Source organism: Flavobacterium sp. IMCC34852 (assembly GCF_030643905.1).
GTDB lineage: Bacteria > Bacteroidota > Bacteroidia > Flavobacteriales > Flavobacteriaceae > Flavobacterium > Flavobacterium rivulicola.
The window spans coordinates 3,044,204-3,063,764 of record NZ_CP121446.1 but is presented as its reverse complement, the minus strand read 5'-3'; the positions used below and the strand labels follow the sequence as shown (position 1 = coordinate 3,063,764).

9 protein-coding genes and 1 tRNA gene are annotated in these 19,561 nt (G+C 36.8%); 2 read left to right on the top strand and 8 right to left on the bottom strand.

Going from position 1 to position 19,561, the window contains the following annotated elements:
* Positions 1 to 52 precede the first annotated feature (52 nt).
* The 3 genes from P7V56_RS13275 to P7V56_RS13265 all read right to left on the bottom strand — a co-directional run bounded on the left by P7V56_RS13275 (position 53) and on the right by P7V56_RS13265 (position 13,342).
* On the bottom strand, positions 53 to 9,502 hold the full coding sequence (locus tag P7V56_RS13275; protein ID WP_171222240.1) for a DUF8202 domain-containing protein: 9,450 nt from the start codon (positions 9,500 to 9,502) through the stop codon (positions 53 to 55).
* Between the two features lie 291 nt (positions 9,503 to 9,793).
* Positions 9,794 to 12,982: a T9SS type A sorting domain-containing protein gene (locus P7V56_RS13270; RefSeq protein ID WP_171222241.1), complete on the bottom strand. Its 3,189-nt coding sequence runs from the start codon at positions 12,980 to 12,982 to the stop codon at positions 9,794 to 9,796.
* A gap of 286 nt (positions 12,983 to 13,268) precedes the next feature.
* A tRNA-Met gene (locus tag P7V56_RS13265) sits at positions 13,269 to 13,342 on the bottom strand.
* A gap of 145 nt (positions 13,343 to 13,487) precedes the next feature.
* On the opposite strand from P7V56_RS13265, the gene P7V56_RS13260 reads away from it, so the two are divergent.
* Both P7V56_RS13260 and P7V56_RS13255 read left to right on the top strand, forming a co-directional pair.
* Complete coding sequence (locus P7V56_RS13260; RefSeq protein WP_171222242.1) at positions 13,488 to 13,880, top strand: START-like domain-containing protein; 393 nt, start codon at positions 13,488 to 13,490, stop codon at positions 13,878 to 13,880.
* Between the two features lie 58 nt (positions 13,881 to 13,938).
* Complete coding sequence (locus P7V56_RS13255) at positions 13,939 to 14,775, top strand: aminotransferase class IV (protein WP_171222243.1); 837 nt, start codon at positions 13,939 to 13,941, stop codon at positions 14,773 to 14,775.
* Here the strand turns inward: P7V56_RS13255 and P7V56_RS13250 are convergent.
* From P7V56_RS13250 to P7V56_RS13230, 5 genes are all read right to left on the bottom strand, one after another.
* Positions 14,772 to 15,332, bottom strand: coding sequence for a YqgE/AlgH family protein (locus tag P7V56_RS13250; RefSeq protein WP_171222244.1), 561 nt, complete (start codon positions 15,330 to 15,332; stop codon positions 14,772 to 14,774). The genes P7V56_RS13255 and P7V56_RS13250 overlap by 4 nt on opposite strands.
* Positions 15,333 to 15,454: 122 nt before the next feature.
* Entirely contained in the window at positions 15,455 to 15,757 is a 303-nt protein-coding gene (locus tag P7V56_RS13245; protein ID WP_158592531.1) for an HU family DNA-binding protein, read from the bottom strand.
* A 145-nt stretch (positions 15,758 to 15,902) separates the two neighbouring features.
* Positions 15,903 to 16,850: a methionyl-tRNA formyltransferase gene (gene fmt / locus P7V56_RS13240; protein WP_171222245.1), complete on the bottom strand. Its 948-nt coding sequence runs from the start codon at positions 16,848 to 16,850 to the stop codon at positions 15,903 to 15,905.
* A 2-nt stretch (positions 16,851 to 16,852) separates the two neighbouring features.
* Positions 16,853 to 18,745: a RecQ family ATP-dependent DNA helicase gene (locus P7V56_RS13235; RefSeq protein ID WP_171222246.1), complete on the bottom strand. Its 1,893-nt coding sequence runs from the start codon at positions 18,743 to 18,745 to the stop codon at positions 16,853 to 16,855.
* Between the two features lie 92 nt (positions 18,746 to 18,837).
* A complete protein-coding gene (locus P7V56_RS13230; protein WP_171222247.1) occupies positions 18,838 to 19,374 on the bottom strand; it encodes an AAA family ATPase in 537 nt (178 codons plus the stop codon).
* Positions 19,375 to 19,561: the final 187 nt, after the last annotated feature.

The window sequence follows — 19,561 nt, the reverse complement described above, 5'->3', positions numbered from 1 at the left end:
GAAAAACGCTCCGCTTTTGCGGAGCGTTTTTTTGTCAAAATAAATATAAAAACTAGTTAATTAGGATTTTCTTAGCGATATCACCTTTGTCGGTGATGATTTTTACAATGTATCCGCCGGTAGTAACACCGCTAACCGGTAAATGCATTTCTGCTTGATTTTGGGAATCTAACTTCCATGAAATCACTTGTTGTCCGAGTAAATTGTATAATGCTACAGATTTTATGGAAACTTCTTGTAATTCATTATTAATGTTCACCATATTATCTACTTGAGAATGGGTTACGGCAATGCCATGCTGTAATTCGTTTTCATTAGTTCCCAAAGCGGCAGGGTTTAAGAATCTCAAAGAGAATCGGTTCTCATAGATTCCGGCAGGCAAATTGATTTCGAAGTCTTGTGATTTGATATCGTGATAAGTATCGGTTACAGTATCATAGATAAAGATATCTTGACTTTCTTCAAAATTTTCTTTGTTGTTCACTGCAAATTTTACGATTCCATCAATAGCATTTTTAACCCCTAGCGGATAGTTGTTGTTTTCATTAAAATAACCTTCTCCTTGGATATTTAATTTGGTTTCTCCTTGTAAGAAATACATATCGTTAGTAAGGTCTTCAATGCTTAAGGCATCATATCCGCTATCGTAACCTGCAGTTGCATTTTCATTCATAAAACCTATTAAAATTTCTCTTTGATAGTTATCGGCAGATTGGTATCCTAATCGTAATTTCATGAATTGCTCTTCGCTAAAGTTATCTTCGCTGTTGTTGTAATTGGCGTCGTTATTGGCAGTTGGCGCGCTATTAGTTCTGTACAATGAATAAGAGTTGGTATTGTCTTCTTTAACAAAGATTCTTTGGTTGTTGTTAAAAGTAATGTTTCCGCCTGTTGCTGTTCCGGTTACAAAGAAACCTTGACCAACCGGAATGAATCTTTTGGCTGTTTTACTACTCGAACCCAAACCGCTAACGCCTGCTGGAGCAACCGGTGCTGTTCCGCCAACTTTAGTATAGGTAGCATAACCACCTTGGTATTGTTGAGTAACGTGAGAATTATTAGTGTTGTAATGTTCCCAAAAGTATAAAGTACCTACTATGCTGGATGCATTGTCATCAATAAATTGGTTAGCGTCAATAGCAGAAGCATACGGATTACCACAAAGGTTTAAGTTGTTGGCTGAAACCGGTGAAGTAATCAAACCGTTATTTGGTTTTCCGGCGAAAGTATAGTTTTGGTTAGCAGTAGCTGCATTTGAACCTTTCATGGTATATCCTTGTCCGGCTAACAATGTCCCGTTAGGACCAACAGCAGACCAATTGGCATAATCATTAGTGTAGTTTTGGAATTTAAAAATCCAATAGCTAGCGATAGTGATAGGGCTGGTGGCAGCACCATCTAAACCGGCTGACCAATTTAAATTTTGAATATTATTTACATTCGTTCCGTCTTTCATCACATCGGCTACAGTATAACCGTGATTGATGGTAGTATTGTTGATAGTACTCACCGGAGAAGACCAATAATTGTAATTATAAGTATTAGATTGTCCTTGTTGGTCTCTTTCGATTGAACCGGTACTAGTTGCTTCTAAATCGCTATTGGTAGTTTGTACCAGTTGAGATTTACCCACTAAATCAATTTTTCCGTCTAATTTCAAATAGTGAGAAACTTCAATTTTTGTATCGTTTGTTGCGCTTAAAGTATTTGCGGTTACGAACAATCCCAGAACTGTTTTGTTTCCTGTAGAACCTACATTGTGGCCGGTTTTAACAATATTCCAATCAATAGGAGTGGTATTGTTAACAATTGAAAGACTATTAGGCAATTGTTGAATTGTGCCGTTATCCCAAGTTGCTGTATCTGTCCATGAACCATTAGCAGCACTTTGGTATGGAAGTGGAGCTGATTGTACAGTTATTGTAGTTTTATTAGGCGAGAATACATTTCCTCTGTTGTTGTTTTGAGAATCATCGTTAATGTAAGTACCAATAAATGAGTTCATAGAATAATAAGCAGTAAGATTACTCCAGTTTAAGTTGCTCGTATCGTTCTTAGTAATACTTGTAGGCATCACAGCTCCTTTGGTAACCGTACCATTTTGAAGTATTTCTTGGTTCATGATAAACTTCAATTCGGTTAAGCTCAATGCTTTGTTCCAAAGTCTGAATTCATCGATATCTCCTTTGAAGAAATTTCTGGTATCAGATTTAGATCTGTATTCGGCACCAATAGAGAATATATTAGTGTTGGTTACAGGTGCTGCAGAAGCAATAGAACTATCCAATACCCCATCGATATAAAGTTTAATTGAACCGCTAGAATAAATTACTGCAATGTTGTGCCATTCAGAAGTAGGTAAAGCGGTAGCTGAGGTTAATGTTGTTCCGCCTGCCCAACTAACATTTACTCTATCATTCGTAGACAAGTAAACTCTGAAACCGGTAGTACCGTTGTATTTTGATACGATTGTTCTGTCTGTAGACATTGTATTGGCACCGGTTGGTCTAACCCAAGTCATCATGGTGAAATTGCTGGTTAAATTATTGGCGGCACCAATTTTCATAGTGTCATCAATTCCGTCAAAAGTAGCATGTCTTGAATAGATGCTTTCATGAGCTACTCCGAAAGTAAAGTATTTGGTTCCGTCAAAGTCGTAGTCAGTTTCTTGTTTGGTTCCGTTAGTAGCCAAAAAGATGGTTTCTACGTTTGTGGTAAAAGAGGCATCTGAAGCCACAATCATAACATAGGCGTCATTTGCTGATATGGCCGGTAAATTGGCTAAAGCAGATGTTGGAATCGAAACTTTTGCTGTGGTCACATCGCCTCCGGTTTCTACGATTTTCCATTTTTTATTTGGAATATCAGTTAAGGTAGTCACATTAGAAGTACCTCCGAAAGTAATTGTTAAATCGGTTCCAGAGTCATTCATGCTTCCGCCGTTATCACCCCATAATAAGTATTTTTTATCGGTGTCAAAAGTATTGGTGTTGGCTGTATTTGTTGTAGCAACTGTTCCTAATCCAATAGTTAAAACAGCATTAGTATTTACACTTTTAGATTGTTTCTGATTCAATTTTGAAATATCATCTCTTCCGATTCCTGCGATGTCATAATTGTAACCATTGTTGGCTGTAGCATCCCAAATTATAGTTCCGTCTGAAGCTACATAGTTTTGAGAAGTACCGTTTACTCCGAGAGTTATACCGTATTTTACACCCAAATAACTTTCAATCTTAGCTCTTTCGCTAGCATCATTTTTTCTGGAACTGAAGGTAATTATTTCAGCAATTTTACCGTCTAAACTTCCGTCCCAAGCTTCGCTTCTGCCAATCCAGTATTGACTGTCGTAAATGTTTCTGTGTTTAGCTGGATTAACTTCTGTAGTTGCAATGTTATTAGCATTGTAGTACAGTTGCATTCCTGTGTTTCCTGAATTATTTCTGATGTTAATGATTCCGGGTCTGTTGTATTGTGAAGTTGTGCTAACTTGCGCTGTTCCGTAAGATGTTGTTGTTCCTGAAGTATAAGATAATACTTCATTGGTAAAACGAGTATCAACGTTACCAAAAGATATTCCCGACTTAACATTTTGAGCACAAGGTGAACTTTTTCCGCCAAAAATATCCATGCTGTTTAGAGCAGAAGTTACGGTAACATCCGGGATAACCACTACAAAAGTATCTTCAGAATAGAATCCGTTTGTACCTTTTAAATATTGTCTTGAACTATTTAAATCGGTATACACTTGAGATGGACTGTTGTAAGGATTTGTAAAGTCTACAACTGCATTAAAGTTGATGTTGTGAGTGGCATTATTGCGATAAACAGGTGCGCCAACAGCAGCAGGTTTGATAGCGTTAGCTCCTTTTGCCTGAGTATACCATGTAGTAACCGGAGTATTATCTGCTACGGTAGTTGTACCGTTTAATAAATCGGAACGCAACCATAATTGTAAATCAGAGGTTACTCCTCCTGGACCATTGGTTAATGTTGAAGGTAATGCGTTTACCGGCCATCTGATGATTACTTTTCCATCAGCTCCTTTACCACCGGTTCCTTGGTTTACTCCATTGTTACCATTTCTGCGTCCGCCGCCACCGCCGCCACCTGGAGCTATTCCGGGTGAACCATTACCATTTGAAGATGTATAACCATTTCCGCCATTTCCACCGTTACAAGTTGCGATAGCTCCTAAATTAGTAGAGGCATCAACGCCCATGTTTTCTCCTGCTTCTGCACCGGCACCACCACCACCACCATAAGAGTTGGTAACACCGTTAGCACCATTTCCACCTCTGGAAGTAATATCTCCAATACATGCTGAAGCACTTCCTCCTGGGGCACCGTTAACAGCATTGTCAAGGGCAGTTATACCACCTTTAGCCAAGAAAGTTGTAGCATCAATAAACCAAGAGTCGCCACCGTTTGCTGCCGTATTTGATCCTAATCCTACATTTACATTATAAGTAGTTCCGGGTACTACAGCAACAGATTTTGCCGCATAAGCACCACCGCCACCGCCACCGCCAACTTTACCAACATTTAATCCGTCACCGCCTTTTCCGCCACCGCCCCAAGCTTCAACAGTTACTTGATACACACCGGCAGGAACAGTAAAAGTACCTGATGATGTAAAGGTTTGGGAGGTAATTGCTAACATTTTTGTTGAAACTACTGTTGTACAAGGGGCACTTCCGGTAGCCGTTAAAGTTAAGGTGATACCTCCTTGAGATAAACTAGTAGTAATGTCTGCAGCACTTGGAGTATATGTACAAGCAGTAAGTGAATTAGGATTGGTAAATGTTCCGGTTCCACTGGATGTCCATACAAGAGATAAATAATTTGAGGCAAATGAATTGGCAGTAATGTTTACAGTTCCACAAGTTGAACAAGTGGCAATGTCTGATCCTGCATCTACAATTGGCGCTAATGTAAAGGTTATAGTTTTGTTTGATGTCACTGATGTACAACCAGCATTTGAAGCTGTAAGAGTAATTACAACACTTCCAACATTGATATCGTCAATACTTGGTGTATATGTACAAGCAGTAAGTGAATTAGGATTGGTAAATGTACCGGTTCCGTTTGACGACCATGTTATAAGTGATTGATTAGTTGCACTTGAACCTGAAGTAACATTGATGTCTGTATTAGAAGAACAAGTTGTAAATGATGCACCGGCTGTTGCAGTCATTGATTGATTGATGTTAAGTACTTTTGTGTCTGTTACAGTTGCACAAGAAGTATTTCCATAAGCTGTAAGTGTTATAATTACACTACCGGCAGTAATATCATTAGCACTAGGAGTATAAGTACAAGCTGTCAATGAATTAGCATTTGAAAAAGTACCATTTCCATTTGAAGACCAAACCAAACTACTATAATTGGTGGCTGTTGCATCTGTAGTTATGTTTACAGCTCCTGAAGTTGAACAAGTTTCTATATCTGATCCGGCAGTTACTGTTGCTGGAGTGTTAATTGTTATTGTTTTAGTTGCACTAGCATCTGTACAAGCACCATTAGATGTTGTAAGCGTAACAGTTATACTTCCGGCAGTTATATCGTTAACACTTGGGGTATAAGTACATGCGTTCAATGAATTAGCATTGTTTAGTGTACCGGTTCCATTAGTTGTCCAAGCAACAGTAGTATAATTAGTTGCACTTGAATCAGAAGCTATATTGAAAGAGCCTCCTGAATAACAAGTTGAAAAATCAACACCTGCAATTGCTGTGGGGCCATTATTTATAATTAGGTTTTTTGTTGAGATTACATCAGAACAAGATCCATTTCCTGTCGCTGTTAATGTCAAAGTAACATTTCCGGCAGCAATATCATCAGTACTTGGAGTATATGTACAGTCAGTTAATGAAGTTTCATTTGTGAAAGTACCTGTACCATTTGAGGTCCAAATAAGCGTAACATAATTTGTTGCTGAAGCACCAGAAGTAATGTTAACTGCTCCATTGGTTGAACAAGTATTTATAACTGCTCCAGAATTTACTGTTGGAGCTGCATTTATTGTAAAAACTTTTGTAGAAGTAGCATTTGCACAACCGCTATTTATAGCTGTTAATGTAAAAGAAATGGTACCGTTAGTTAAGTCATCAGTACTTGGTGAATAGGTACAATTTGTTAATGAATTTGGATTTGAAAGAGAACCTGTTCCATTTGTAGTCCAAACAACTGTTGCATAATTAGTAGCAGTAGCATCTGCGGCAATATTAATATTACCTGTTTCATAACATTTTGAAGCATTAGTACCTGCATTGGCTGTTGGACTTTGTCCAATTATTAAAGTTTTAGTAGCTGATACAATAGCGCAAGGAGTATTACCTGTTACAGTTAATGTTAATGTTACACTTCCTGCGGTAATATCGTCTGCACTTGGCGTATAGTTACAAGCTGTTAATGAGTTTGCATCAGTAAAAGTACCCGTTCCACTTGAAGTCCAATTAAGAGAGGTAAAGTTAGTAGCATTTGAACCGCTTGTAATGTTAACAGCTCCGTCACCTGAACAAGTATTGATATCTGTTCCTGCAACTACAGTAGGTTGTTCACCTATAATTAATGTTTTAGTAGAAATTACATTTCCACAGCCAGAATTTGAAGCTGTTAAGGTAAAAATGACACTACCGGCTATTAAATCGTCTTCACTTGGGGTATAAGTACAAGTTGTTAAGGAATTAGCATTGTTTAAAATACCTGTTCCATTTGATGACCAGATAAGATCAGTTTGGTTAGTAGCAGTTGCATCTGTACCAATATTGATAGCTCCGGAAGTGTAACAGCTTGTAAAATCTGAACCGGCAGATATTATTGGAGCATTTTCTATGGTAAGAACTTTTGTAGCAGTTGCATCTTGGCAAAGTGAGTCACCGACAACTGTCAAAGTTAACGTTACACTTCCAGCAGCTATATCATCAGCACTAGGGAAATATGAAGCTAAAGTAAGTGAATTTGAATCGGTGAATGAACCTGTTCCACTTGATGTCCAATATAAATCTGTATAGTCAGTAGCACTCGATCCTGCAGTAATATTTACATAACTATCAGATGAACACATGGTTAAATTTGTACCGGCAATTGCTGTTGGTGCTGTAACAAATGATAATGTTTTAGAAGAAGTAGCATCAGTACAACCTCCATTTGAAGCAGTAAGCGTAATGATTACGCTTCCAGCAGTTATATCTGCAAGGCTAGGAGTATAGGTACAATCTGTTAATGAATTTGCATTAGTAAAAGCCCCTGTTCCGTTAGATGTCCATGTAACTGATGTATGATTTGTTGCGTCAGCACCATTAGTAATTTCGATATCCGTTGATGAGGAACAGGCAATAATATCATTACCGGCTACTGCAGTTGCAAGATTTCTAAATTTTAATGATTTTTTAGAAGTTACACTGCTACATGGAAAGTTACCATTGGCGGTTAATGAAATTGTAATTGTTCCCATTGCAATATCTGCTGGGCTTGGGGTATATGTTGCTAAAGTTAATGAATCGGCATCAGTAAAAGTACCAGATCCGTTTGATGTCCATTCAATTGAATCATAGTTTGAAGCTGAAGCACCTGCAGTGACATTAACAGGATTCGAAGCCACGTCATAACATACGTTAATTGGGGTTCCTGAAAAAGCAATTGCATCTTCTGCAAAAGTTACTAATTTTGTTGAGCTAACACTGTTACAACCAGCATTAGAAACTGTAAGCGTTAAGGTCACACTTCCAGCCGCAATATCAGCTGCACTTGGTTCATATGTACAGTTACTCATAGAGTCTGCATCTGTTAGGATTCCACTTCCGTTTGAACTCCAAACGACAGAGGTATAATTTGAAGCTGTTGAGTCACCAACAATATTGATTGCACCTGTTGAAGAACATACATTGGTGTCTTGACCAGCTGAAACCGTCATTGGGCTACTAATTGTTAAAGTTTTTGAAGATGAGGTGTTACCACAAGGCATATTTCCAGTAGCAGTTAATGTCAAAGTAACATTTCCATTGGCAATATCAGCTGCACTAGGTGTATAGGTACATGAAGTTAAAGAATTGGCATTTGAAAAAGTACCACTGCCGTTTGTTGTCCAAGTTACCATAGTATAATTTGAAGCACTTGAACCCGTTGTAATTTCTACGGCACCATTACTGGCACACGTAGTCAAATCTGACCCTGCATTTACAGTAGCATCTGTTACCAGAGTCAAAGTTTTAGTTGAAGTAGCATCAGAACAACCAGGGTTTGAAGCAGTAAGTGTTAATATAACATTTCCTGCAGTAATATCAGATGCGCTAGGGGTATAGGTACAAGTTGACAGTGAATTAGCATTAGTAAAAGAACCAGTACCGTTTGAAGTCCAAGAAATTGATGTGTAATTTGTTGCACTTGACCCTGTTGTTATCGCTATAGATGAATTTGTAGAACATGCTGAAATTGATGTTCCTGCAGTAGCAGTTGGAGCTTGATTGACAATAACACTTGTAGTGTTAAAACTACTAATGTTGCTACTGCAATAAGAAGAAGTTAAATTTGTTACAGTTACATTAGTAGTTCCTAAATTTAATACCGGAGTTGTAAAAGTTCCAGTTCCAGGGTTTCCTGCAATGAAATTCATAGTAGCAGTAATTCCAGTAGCTGTTGTTGCACCACTAAGATTGTAGGTTACAGTGTAAGGACCTGTAGCTAATGAATTTGAGAAAAGACTAATAGTTGCTGATGAGCCATTACATAATGGACTATTAGAAGTAGTTGACGAAGTTAAGTTATAAGTAGGACAAGTATAGGTAATTATAAAATATCCGTTGGCACCATTTCCTCCGGCTGCGTTTTTAGTACCACCACCACCACCACCACCGAAGTTGATTAGTGAAGAAGCTCCCGCGCCACTTGCAGCTGTTGTTCCGTTTCCTCCAGCTCCGGCATATCCACCACCGGCTGTACCACCATTAGGCACTGAACCAATTCCACCACCACTTAAAGTACCTGCTGCGCCGCCGCCGCCGCCACTCCCAAGGCCATTTAATCCGGCACCACCGGCACCACCATTAAAAGTTGAACCAGTTCCACCTGTACCTCCAGCACCTCCGTTTGAATAACCAAAACCACCAATACCTCCATAAGCGATAACTGTTGTAGAACCAAAAATAGCGCTGGTATTTCCTCCATTAGTTCCGTTAGGAGAAGCACTTGAAGTTGCGCCAAAACCCTTAGTTCCAATAGTAATTGAATAAGTTGTTCCTGCTGTTACTGCAACGGAAGTATTTTTTGAATATCCACCGCCACCGCCACCGCCACCGCCGTCTTTATTTGTAGTTCCTCCGAAACCACCACCGCCTCCGGCACCATAGGCCTCTACTTGAATAGAAGAAACTCCGGCCGGAACTGTAAAGGTTCCCGAATTAGTATAGAATATTTGAGTCTGGGTATAACCTAAGCTAATTACAAACAATGTAATTATCGTTATAATTAATCTTCCTAATTTAATTTGTGCTTTTTCCATGACTTATTTTTTAAAGTATGTTACTTGCTTTATTTTGACAATTCAAATTTAGAATTAATCTTAAATAAATCGATGAAATGCATTAAATAATCGATGAAATGCAATAATTTAAGGTTATAAAGAAATAAAAACTTACAAAAAAGTAATTTATAAGTTTAACATTGCTATTAAGTGTTTTTTAAAAAAAACTGAAAGACAGGATGAATTTAGATCTTATTTAGATTCAAAAACTCAAATTTTAGCAAAAAAAAAGCTCCCTTGAAAAGGGAGCTTTTTTGAAAAATATTAAAATTATTTAATTATGAACTTTTTACTAGTGCTACCTTTGATAGTGTTTACTTTAACAATATATGCACCACTGTTTAAGTTATTAACAGGAAGTTGGATATTGTTTTGATTTTGGTTATCCAATGTCCAAGTATTAACTTTTTGACCCATTAAATTGAATAAGATTACAGAATCTATATTGACATCTTGCAATTCATTTTTAATTGTAATCATTTCATCAGATTGAGAATGAACTACAGTAATACCGTTTTGTAATTGGTTTTGGTTAGTTCCCAATGCACTTGCGTTTGTAAATCTTAAAGAAAATCTGGTATCGTTTGTTCCGGCTGGTAAATCAATTTCAAAACTTTCTGATTTGATGTTGTGATATTGATCTGTTAAGCTATCATAAATAAAGATATCTTGATTTTCATCCATAAATTCTTTGTTATCAACACTGAATTTTACAGTTCCGGCAACAGCATTTTTCACGCCAAGCGGATAAATATTGTTTATATTGAAATATCCATCTCCTTGAATATTTAATCTTGTTCCCTCATTGATAAAATACATATCATTTGTTAATGACTCAATACTTAATCCATCATAACCATTGTCAAGTCCTGAGGTTGCATATTGATTCATGAAACCAAGTAATATTTGTCTGTGGTAATTATTAGCAGAATCAAATCCTAAACTCAATTTAGTAAATTCTTCTTCAACATCTAATCCACTTTCATCTTCTGAATTTTCAGTTATTGAATTATTAGTTCTAAACAATGTATATGATGTTGATTGATCTTCTTTAACAAATGCTCTTTGAGAATTTTTGTATGTAATGGTTCCGCCTGTTGCTGAACCTGCTACAAAGAATCCTTGTCCCACAGGAATGTATCTCTTAGGTTTTTTTGCACTAGTTCCCATACCGCTTACTCCAGAAGGTGCTACCGGTGCTGTTCCTCCGGTTTTGGTATAAGTAGCATAACCTCCTTGATATTGAATTGTATTGTGAGAAGTATTAGTGTTGTAATGCTCCCAGAAATATAGAGTCCCTGTTATACTTGATGCATTATCATCAATGAACTTATTGGCATCAATAGCAGATGGATATGGATTTCCACATAGATTTAAGTTTCCTGAGGATACAGTTGAAGTTATAGTACCATTATTTGGTTTTCCAACAAAAGTATAGTTTTGTTTAGCAGCTAAAGTCCCCGAACCTTTCAAAGTGTAACCTTGACCAGGAAGTAAATTTCCGTTTTGTCCTATAGCTCCCCAGTTGGCAAATCCGTTGTTTAATTCTTGAAAATTAAAAATCCAATAGCTAGCTAATGTTATAGGGCTGGTAGGCGAACCATCAATTCCGGCCGACCAAACTATATTTTGCGGAATTGAAGTAGTTCCGTCTTTCATAACATCAGCCACAGTAAAGCCATGATTGATGGTAGTGTTATTGATAGAGCTTACCGGTGATGACCAATAATTGTAATTATAAATATTGGATTGACCTTGTTGGTCACGTTCAATTGAACCTGAACTAGTCACATCTAGATCACTATTATTGGGTTGTAGTAATTGAGATTTTCCTTCCAGATCAATTTTTCCTTCTAATTTCAAGTAGTGAGAAACTTCAACCTTGATATTGTTGTTTGCAGTCAAGGTATTGTTCGATACTAACAAACCAAGTAAGACTTTGTTTGTTGTTGTGAATACATTATGACTGGTTCGAACAATATTCCAATTGATCGGCGTTGTGTTATTAATTATTGAAACACTGTTTGGAGGGCTTTGGATAGCGCCGTTGGCCCAAGTGTTAGAATTTGACCATTGCCCTTCAAGAGCTGTCTCATAAGGCATTGGAGCGGTTTGATTGGCTACGGTAACTTTGTTTAGATTGAATAAATTACCTCTGTTGTTTTTGGCTGAGTCATCATCAACATGAGTTCCAATGAAAGAATTCATCGAGTAATAAGCCACAAGATTTGCCCATTTTAAAGTTCTGATATCATTTCTTGTTATGGTTTCAGGAATGATTGCTCCTTTAATACCAACACCGCTTTGAAGTATTTCTTGGTTCATCATGAATTTAATATTGGCAATACTTACACTTCTATCCCATAATCTGAATTCGTCAATATCTCCGGCAAAGTAATTTCTGATGTCTGATTTGTTTCTGTATTCGGCACCAATTGAAAAATTGTTTGTGTTTGAAGTAGGAGCTACAGAAGCAACAGTTGAATCTAAAAGACCATCAATATATAATTTTGTTGAATTATTTGAAAAAACTATGGCAATGTTGTGCCAAATTGAATTAGGTAAAACAGTCGATGAAGTTAATGTTGTTCCGCCTGTCCAAGAAACGTTGATTTTGTTGTCTGTAGACAAGTATACTCTATATCCTGTTGAGCCATCATATTTTGAAACGATTGTTCTATCCGTAGATAAGGCATTTTGCCCTGTAGGTCTTACCCAAAACATCATGGTAAAACTGCTGGTTAAGTTATTTACAGCTTCAAATTTTATTAATTCATCAACACCATCAAATGAGGCATGTCTTGAAAAACTAGTTTGTTGAGCTACACCAAAAGTAAAATACTTAGTTCCGTCAAAGTCAAAGTCGGCCACTTGATTTAAACCACTGATGGTTAAAAATACTGTTTCTACATCTGTAGTAAAAGAGGCATCACTTGCCACAATCATTACATAGGAGTCGTTTCCGGCTAAAGTGGGCATTCCTAACATTCCTGACGAAGGAATAGATACTTTTATCTTGCCGACATCACCACCTGATTCCACAATTTTCCATCTTCTGTTTGGAAGATCAACTGAAGTTGAAACGCCTGATGTACCACCAAAACTCAATGTGACATCACTAAATGAATCATTCATGTCACTGCCATTATCACCCCAAACAAGATAGTTTCTGTCTGCACTGAATGTATTAGGGTTAGCCGCATTTGAAATTGCTATGTTGCCTAAGCCTATAGTAACAAATGGAGTTGGGCTCACGCCTGTGTTTTGCTTTTTATTAAAACTCAGGTTGTCATCTCGACCGATTAAATCGACGTTGTTATTGTAACCGCTGTTTGCTGTTGCGTTCCAAATAATATTTCCATTAGAATCATAGTAATCCTGACCAAATGAAATTGACGTTATCAATAACGCAATTGCAAGGAAATAATTTTTCTGTAGGTTAAGTAATGTGTTTTTCATAACTCTTGGGGTTTAGTTAATGATTAATTATTTATTATGAAGCTAATGCTCCATAGTTTTATTTGACATTCCAAAACTATAAAAGAGTTTACATAAATCGATAAAAAGCATTAAATAATCGATGAAATGCATAAAAAATCAATTATAAAAGGTAAAATACTTACAATAAGATTATATTGCTTTAGTCTTCTCGATTTAATTTCTAGAAAGGTTGGTGAAAAAATAATGGCTAAAGAGGATGTAGTGTAAATAAAAAAAGGCTTGGAAATTTCCAAGCCTTTTTTTGTAGCGAGAGAGAGATTTGAACTCTCGACCTCAGGGTTATGAATCCTGCGCTCTAACCGACTGAGCTACCTCGCCATGAGTAAGCATTCCCTGAATGCGGGTGCAAATATAAAATTAAAATTATTGGCTGCAAACATATAACGGTTATTTTTTTTATTTTTAAAAAACGTTTTTTTTTTGATTTTATATTCTATATATTTCCCAAAAATTTGTTCTAATCATGGATAGTAAAATTCGTTATGAGCTTGAGTTTCCTTTGAATTCATCACCTCAATTGTTATATCAATACATTTCAACTCCTTCAGGTTTACAAGAATGGTTCGCGGATAATGTAAATTCCAGAGGTGAATTTTTCACTTTTATTTGGGATGATGTTGAAGAAAACGCCCGATTAGCCTCCAAAAAAACAGGAGAAAAAGTAAAATTTAAATGGGTTGATGATAATAAGAAAGATACCGAGTATTACTTTGAGTTGAGAATTCTGGAAGATGAAATCACCAAAGATGTTTCTTTAATGGTTGTTGATTACGCCATTGAGGACGAATTAGAAGAGTCAAAACTTTTATGGGAAAATCAAATTTCCGATTTAAAACATGTTATAGGCTCTATATAAATCCTATTTTAAAGTTATATTTGCCCCGTCTTATTCTAAAAATAAGGCGGTTTTTTTTATGATAAATTTTAATGGTGAAATTCTGAATTCTGAATTGCAACTATCGGTTTCAAATCGCTCTTTTCTGTATGGTGACGGCGTGTTTGAAACCCTAAAAGTGGTCAACAATCGTATCCTTTTTTTTGAGGATCATTACTTCAGATTGTTATCTTCCATGCGGATTATCAGAATGAAAATCCCAATGTCTTTTACTTTCGAATACCTCGAAAATCAAATTTTAACCTTGGTAAACCAACAAAAAATTCAAAATTCCGCTCGAGTAAGATTGACGGTTTTTAGAAACGAAGGTGGTTTTTATACTCCTTCCGATAATTCGGTTTCCTTTGTAATTCAAGCCAATGGGTTGTCGAATGAATTGTATACTATAACCGATAAATCTTTTGAGGTCGATTTGTATAAAGACTTTGTAGTCAAGAAACAATTGCTTTCTACAATCAAAACCAACAATAAAATCATCCAAATTACCGCCAGTATTTTTGCTCAAGAAAACCAACTGGATTCATGTCTGCTGATCAACGAAGATAAAAATGTTGTGGAAGCTACCAATGGGAATCTGTTTATGCTACTGAACAACCAATTGATTACACCGCCAATTGCAGAAGGATGTTTAAACGGAATCATGAGAAAGCAAATATTGAAATTAGCAAAAGAATTGGGCGATGTTGAGGCGGTTGAAAATGAAATTTCTCCTTTTGATCTACAAAAAGCCGATGAATTATTTATAACCAACGTGATTGTAGGTATCCAACCAATTACAAAATACCGTAAAAAGGAATTTGACACAAAATTGTCTAAGGAATTGTTAAGTAAACTAAATCAATCGATAAAAGTTTAATTCAAGATAGGATTTTCGGGTGCATTTGACCAAATAAGGTATTCACCGCCTAATTCGATGATTCTTTCTTTCCAAAAGTGAACTGAAGCTTTGCCCAAGATTCTGTTTTCATAGATATTTTTAGTCAGTATCCATGAGTTAGATTGCATTTCGTTCTCCAATTGCTCTGAATCCCAACCGGTGTAGCCCAAAAAGAACCGAATGTTTTTCTTTTTTATCAACCCTTTGTTGATTAAATCCTTTGTCAATTCAAAATCGCCACCCCAAAAAATACCATTGGAAATCTCAATACTATTGGGAATCAGCTTTGGAACATTGTGAATAAAATACAAATTGTCTTGTTCAACCGGACCGCCATTGTAGATTTTAAATTTGGCATCAATTTCCGGTAGTAAATCATTAATGGTATATTTTAGAGGCTTATTCAAAATAAACCCTACCGAACCTTCCTCATTATGGTCGGCCAATAAAATTACAGATCGATTAAATGACAAATCCCCGATAATCGAAGGTTCAGCAATTAATAATTGACCTTTTTGTAATTTTTCTGAGATCATTTGTGCCTAAATTTTTACTAAAGTTGGTAAAAAAAAATTAAAAATCCAAATGATTTTGGTAAAAACAAAAAAACCATCTCGTTTGACCGAGATGGTTTTTGTATATCAGAAGAACTAATGTATTAGTTTACTGCTCCGTCTAATTCAGCACCAGCTTTGAATTTAACTACATTTTTAGCAGCGATTTTGATAGTTTTTCCTGTTTGAGGATTTCTTCCGTCTCTTGCAGCTCTTTTAGATACTGACCAAGAACCGAAACCTACTAAAGATACTCTTCCACCTTTTTTCAAAGTACCACCTACATTTCCTAAAAATGATTCTAAAGCTAATTTTGCAGCAGCTTTTGTGATTCCAGCGTCAGCTGCAATTGCATCGATTAATTCTGATTTGTTCATAATGTTAGTTATTAATTGTTGGTTAAACATTTTGTTAATGATAACAAATTTAATAGGAATTCCTTACCACACAAGCGTTTTGGCGTTTTTTTCAAGGTTTTGTTGATAACTTGAAACTTTTGTTGATAAACCCTTGTTTTTCGTCGATTTTTTTAACTAAAAACCGCTCGAGACCTTATTCTGCTTGCGCTCTTTCCGAAAATGATACGCCGTTTAACAACTCATGAGCCAGCATTTTTTTCTTTCCGGGAAGTTGTAAACTCAAGATTTGGATAAATCCGTCTTTCACCGCTACTTTGATTTCTTTTTTGCTGGTGATGATTTGACCGATATTAAAAGAATGTGCTTCTGAAATCACTTTGGCTTCATATAATTTTACATTCCATTCTTCGCCTTTGTCTTTAAAATAACACCATGCGGCCGGATAAGGAGATAATCCTCGAATTAAATTGTGAATCTCCGAAGCCGATTTTGTCCAGTCAACTTTACAGTTATCGCGATTAAGTTTGTAAGCCGTTTTAATTTCTGAATGGTCAACTTGTATTGTAGTGACAACTGCTACGTTTTCAATTAAAGCCAAAGTCGCTTTCACTGCTTCGCTTCCTAATACCATTAATCTGTCGTGCAACTCGCCGGCATTTTCATCAGCACTGATTGTTGTTTCTCTACTCAAGATCATCGCGCCGGTATCAATCTTATCATCAATAAAGAAAGTAGTCACCCCGGTTTTGGTTTCTCCATTAATAATAGCCCAATTGATTGGTGCTGCGCCGCGATAATTAGGCAACAACGAAGCATGAAGATTGAATGTGCCTAATTTCGGCATACGCCAAACCACTTCGGGCAACATTCTGAAAGCCACTACGACTTGTAAGTTGGCCTTTAAACTTTGCAATTCCTCCAAAAAGGTTTCGTCTTTTAAATTGGATGGTTGTAATAGTCTTAAGTTGTGTTCCAAAGCATATTCCTTTACTGCCGAATATTTAATCTTTTGGCCACGACCGGCCGGTTTGTCTACTGCGGTGATAACACCAACCACTTCATAATTATTTTTGATTATGGTGTCCAAAATGCCAACGGCAAACTCGGGTGTTCCCATAAAAACGATGCGTAATTTTTCCATGCTTATTTTAAGGAGTATAAATTATTCGATTTGATGCTGATGGTTTCTTCTTCCAACAACTTTTGCAAGGCAAAGATAATATCGTCTTTCGGAAGTTTGGTCAACTTTTGAATATCTCTCGAATTGAAATCCTGCATTTTTAATAAGGTTAAAATCTTTTCCGATACTGTTTCGGGATTTTGCCTCTTTTTATTTTTGGCCATACAATAGGAGCAAATACCGCAATCTTCTTTTGGGCTTTCGCCGAAATACTGCATCAATACTTTACTCTTACAGGTGTTTTGGTCTTGACAATAGTGTAAAACCGCTTTAAGTTGCTCAGTTTTTAACTTGTTTTGGGCTTCCAAATATTTTGAAACCCTATTGATGGTGCGTTCATCTTCTCTTACTTCATTAAAAGTAATGGTGGCATCATTGTTTTTGGCGGTCATTTCAATGATGTTTTTTTCTTTTAATTTTTGCAAAAGTGAAAGGACTTCAGTTTCCGTGTGATTGGCTTTTTTGGCAATCAATGATAGATTAAAAGCAGTTTGCATATCGTAAACGCCGGGATAAGTCCGCAAGATGGTCAAGATAATTTCTTCATCATTCGAATGCAAACTCATATACCGAATGACTTCTTTAGACGGAATAACAAATTGCAAAGTGATTTTCTCAGAGAATTCCTGAGACAAAGTAATGATGCCTTGTCGGTCAAGGAACTGTAAAGCGTTGTAGGTTTTTAAGGTTGGAAAATTGTATTTGGTGCAAAAGTGATTCAAGTTAAAACTAAACTGTTCGTCAATTCCTTCGCCATAGGCAATTTGGAAATAGTTGCACAATTTTGAAAAGACCAAATTCAAAAAAGCTTTATCCGGTAAAACACCAAGAAATTGCGCTTCGGCATGAAGAATATCCGTAGGATTGTTGAGTAAAATGGCAAAGGCTTTGTCACCGTTTCTTCCGGCACGACCGGCTTCTTGGTAATAATTTTCTAAGTTTTGAGGCCAATGCAAATGAATAATGGTTTTGACATTCGATTTGTCAATACCCATTCCGAAAGCATTCGTGGCTACTATGACTTGGACTTTTTCTTCCATCCAAAGTTGCATGTTCTTTTCCTTATCTTTAGCCGATAAACCACCGTGGTAAAAAGTAGCTGTAAATCCTAGACTCTCTAATTGTTTGGCCGTTTCTAAACACGACTTTCTATTGGTAACATAAACTATAGACGGTTGCGGATTTTTATACAAAATTTGTTGCAGCAAATGCAATTTGTCTTCGGTTTCAAAAACCATATAGGCAATGTTTTCTCTGTAAAATGATTTGGTGAAAATTTGCGGGTTTTTGAGTTGTAATTGGGTAATAATATCATCTTTAACTCGTGGAGTAGCCGAGGCCGTTAAAGCCAAAAAAGGCACTTTAGGGAAGAACTCTTTTAGCTGTACAATCTTCAAATAGGCCGGACGGAAATCATGTCCCCATTGCGAAACACAATGCGCTTCATCAATAGCGATAAGATTTATCGAGAGATTTTTTATGCGTTCCAAAATCCAGTCGTTTTGCAAGCGTTCGGGAGAAAGATAGAGGAATTTGTAATTTCCAAACTGACAATTATCGAGCAAATCGATAATTTCCTCTTGGCGAATTCCACCGGTTAAGGCAATGGCTTTAATGCCTTTGTTTTGTAAATTTTGGACTTGGTCTTTCATCAAGGCAATGAGTGGAGAAATCACCAAACAAATGCCTTCCATCATCATACCCGGAACTTGGAAACAAATCGATTTTCCACCACCGGTCGGCATCAAGGCAAAAGTGTCTTTACCTTCTAATACCGAAGCAATAATGGCTTCTTGCGGTTCGCGAAAAGCGTCGTGTTTCCAGTATTTAGTTAGGATTTCGAGTGGTCTATCCAAGTTGTGAGTTATGAGTTATGAGTTATGAGTTAACTCAGTTTATGGTATAAAGGTATAAAATAAGATTGAGTTGTAATTACAACAAAAGTGTATTAAGCAAGCTGACTCAAGATAAACTGAATACGCTCTTCCACTGTACCGCGCGGCACTTCAATGAGTTCGTAACCGTATTTTTGGTAGGTTTCTAAAAGATGGTCAAAGATGAGTTTGGCTTGTTCAAAGTTTTCGTAACGGGCTTCGTCACTTTCGTAAATTTCTTCCCATGGCGGAAGAACAAAAATTTTGGAATATTGATGCTCTCTGCAAGCATGATCAAAAAACGCCGGATAACTGTCGCCGATGTAATGCATATAGGCTAAAATATCGGGAATACCGCGGTCGAGGAAAACCAATTCGGCTACATCTTCAATAGCTTGTTGGTGTTGTTTTCTTCTCCCTTCGAGTAATAATTCGCTAAAGAGCAAAGGTTTTTCGAGAAACAATTGTTCGATGCCTTGTTTTTTGGCTTCCAGGGTTACTTGTCTTGAAATTTCGGGAAAACACGCATAACCTTGTTCGATTAAAGAATCGATAATGGTGGTTTTTCCGGTGCCGGGACCGCCGGTTATGACAATGAGTTCCTTTTTCAAAATTTTTGGAAATAAGGGGCAAATTTATTGAAACAAATCAGAAAAATAAAAGTGTTTGAAGTTTTTATTTCGGTCGTGGCCAAAAGAGCGAATAGTTTCTCTCATAACCCCGATTGGAGTTTCGTTTCCAACGAGACGGAAAGCGGGAATAAGGCTTGCTGAAACGACCCGAACCTTTCGTTCAAAA

Excerpts from the sequence above, each read along its gene's own strand:
- fmt (WP_171222245.1), bottom strand. The coding sequence starts at position 16,850 with ATGGAAAAATTACGCATCGTTTTTATGGGAACACCCGAGTTTGCCGTT.
- P7V56_RS13255 (WP_171222243.1), top strand. The coding sequence starts at position 13,939 with ATGATAAATTTTAATGGTGAAATTCTGAATTCTGAATTGCAACTATCG.
- P7V56_RS13245 (WP_158592531.1), bottom strand. The coding sequence starts at position 15,757 with ATGTTTAACCAACAATTAATAACTAACATTATGAACAAATCAGAATTA.
- P7V56_RS13260 (WP_171222242.1), top strand. The coding sequence starts at position 13,488 with ATGGATAGTAAAATTCGTTATGAGCTTGAGTTTCCTTTGAATTCATCA.
- P7V56_RS13270 (WP_171222241.1), bottom strand. The coding sequence starts at position 12,982 with ATGAAAAACACATTACTTAACCTACAGAAAAATTATTTCCTTGCAATT.
- P7V56_RS13275 (WP_171222240.1), bottom strand. The coding sequence starts at position 9,502 with ATGGAAAAAGCACAAATTAAATTAGGAAGATTAATTATAACGATAATT.
- P7V56_RS13250 (WP_171222244.1), bottom strand. The coding sequence starts at position 15,332 with ATGATCTCAGAAAAATTACAAAAAGGTCAATTATTAATTGCTGAACCT.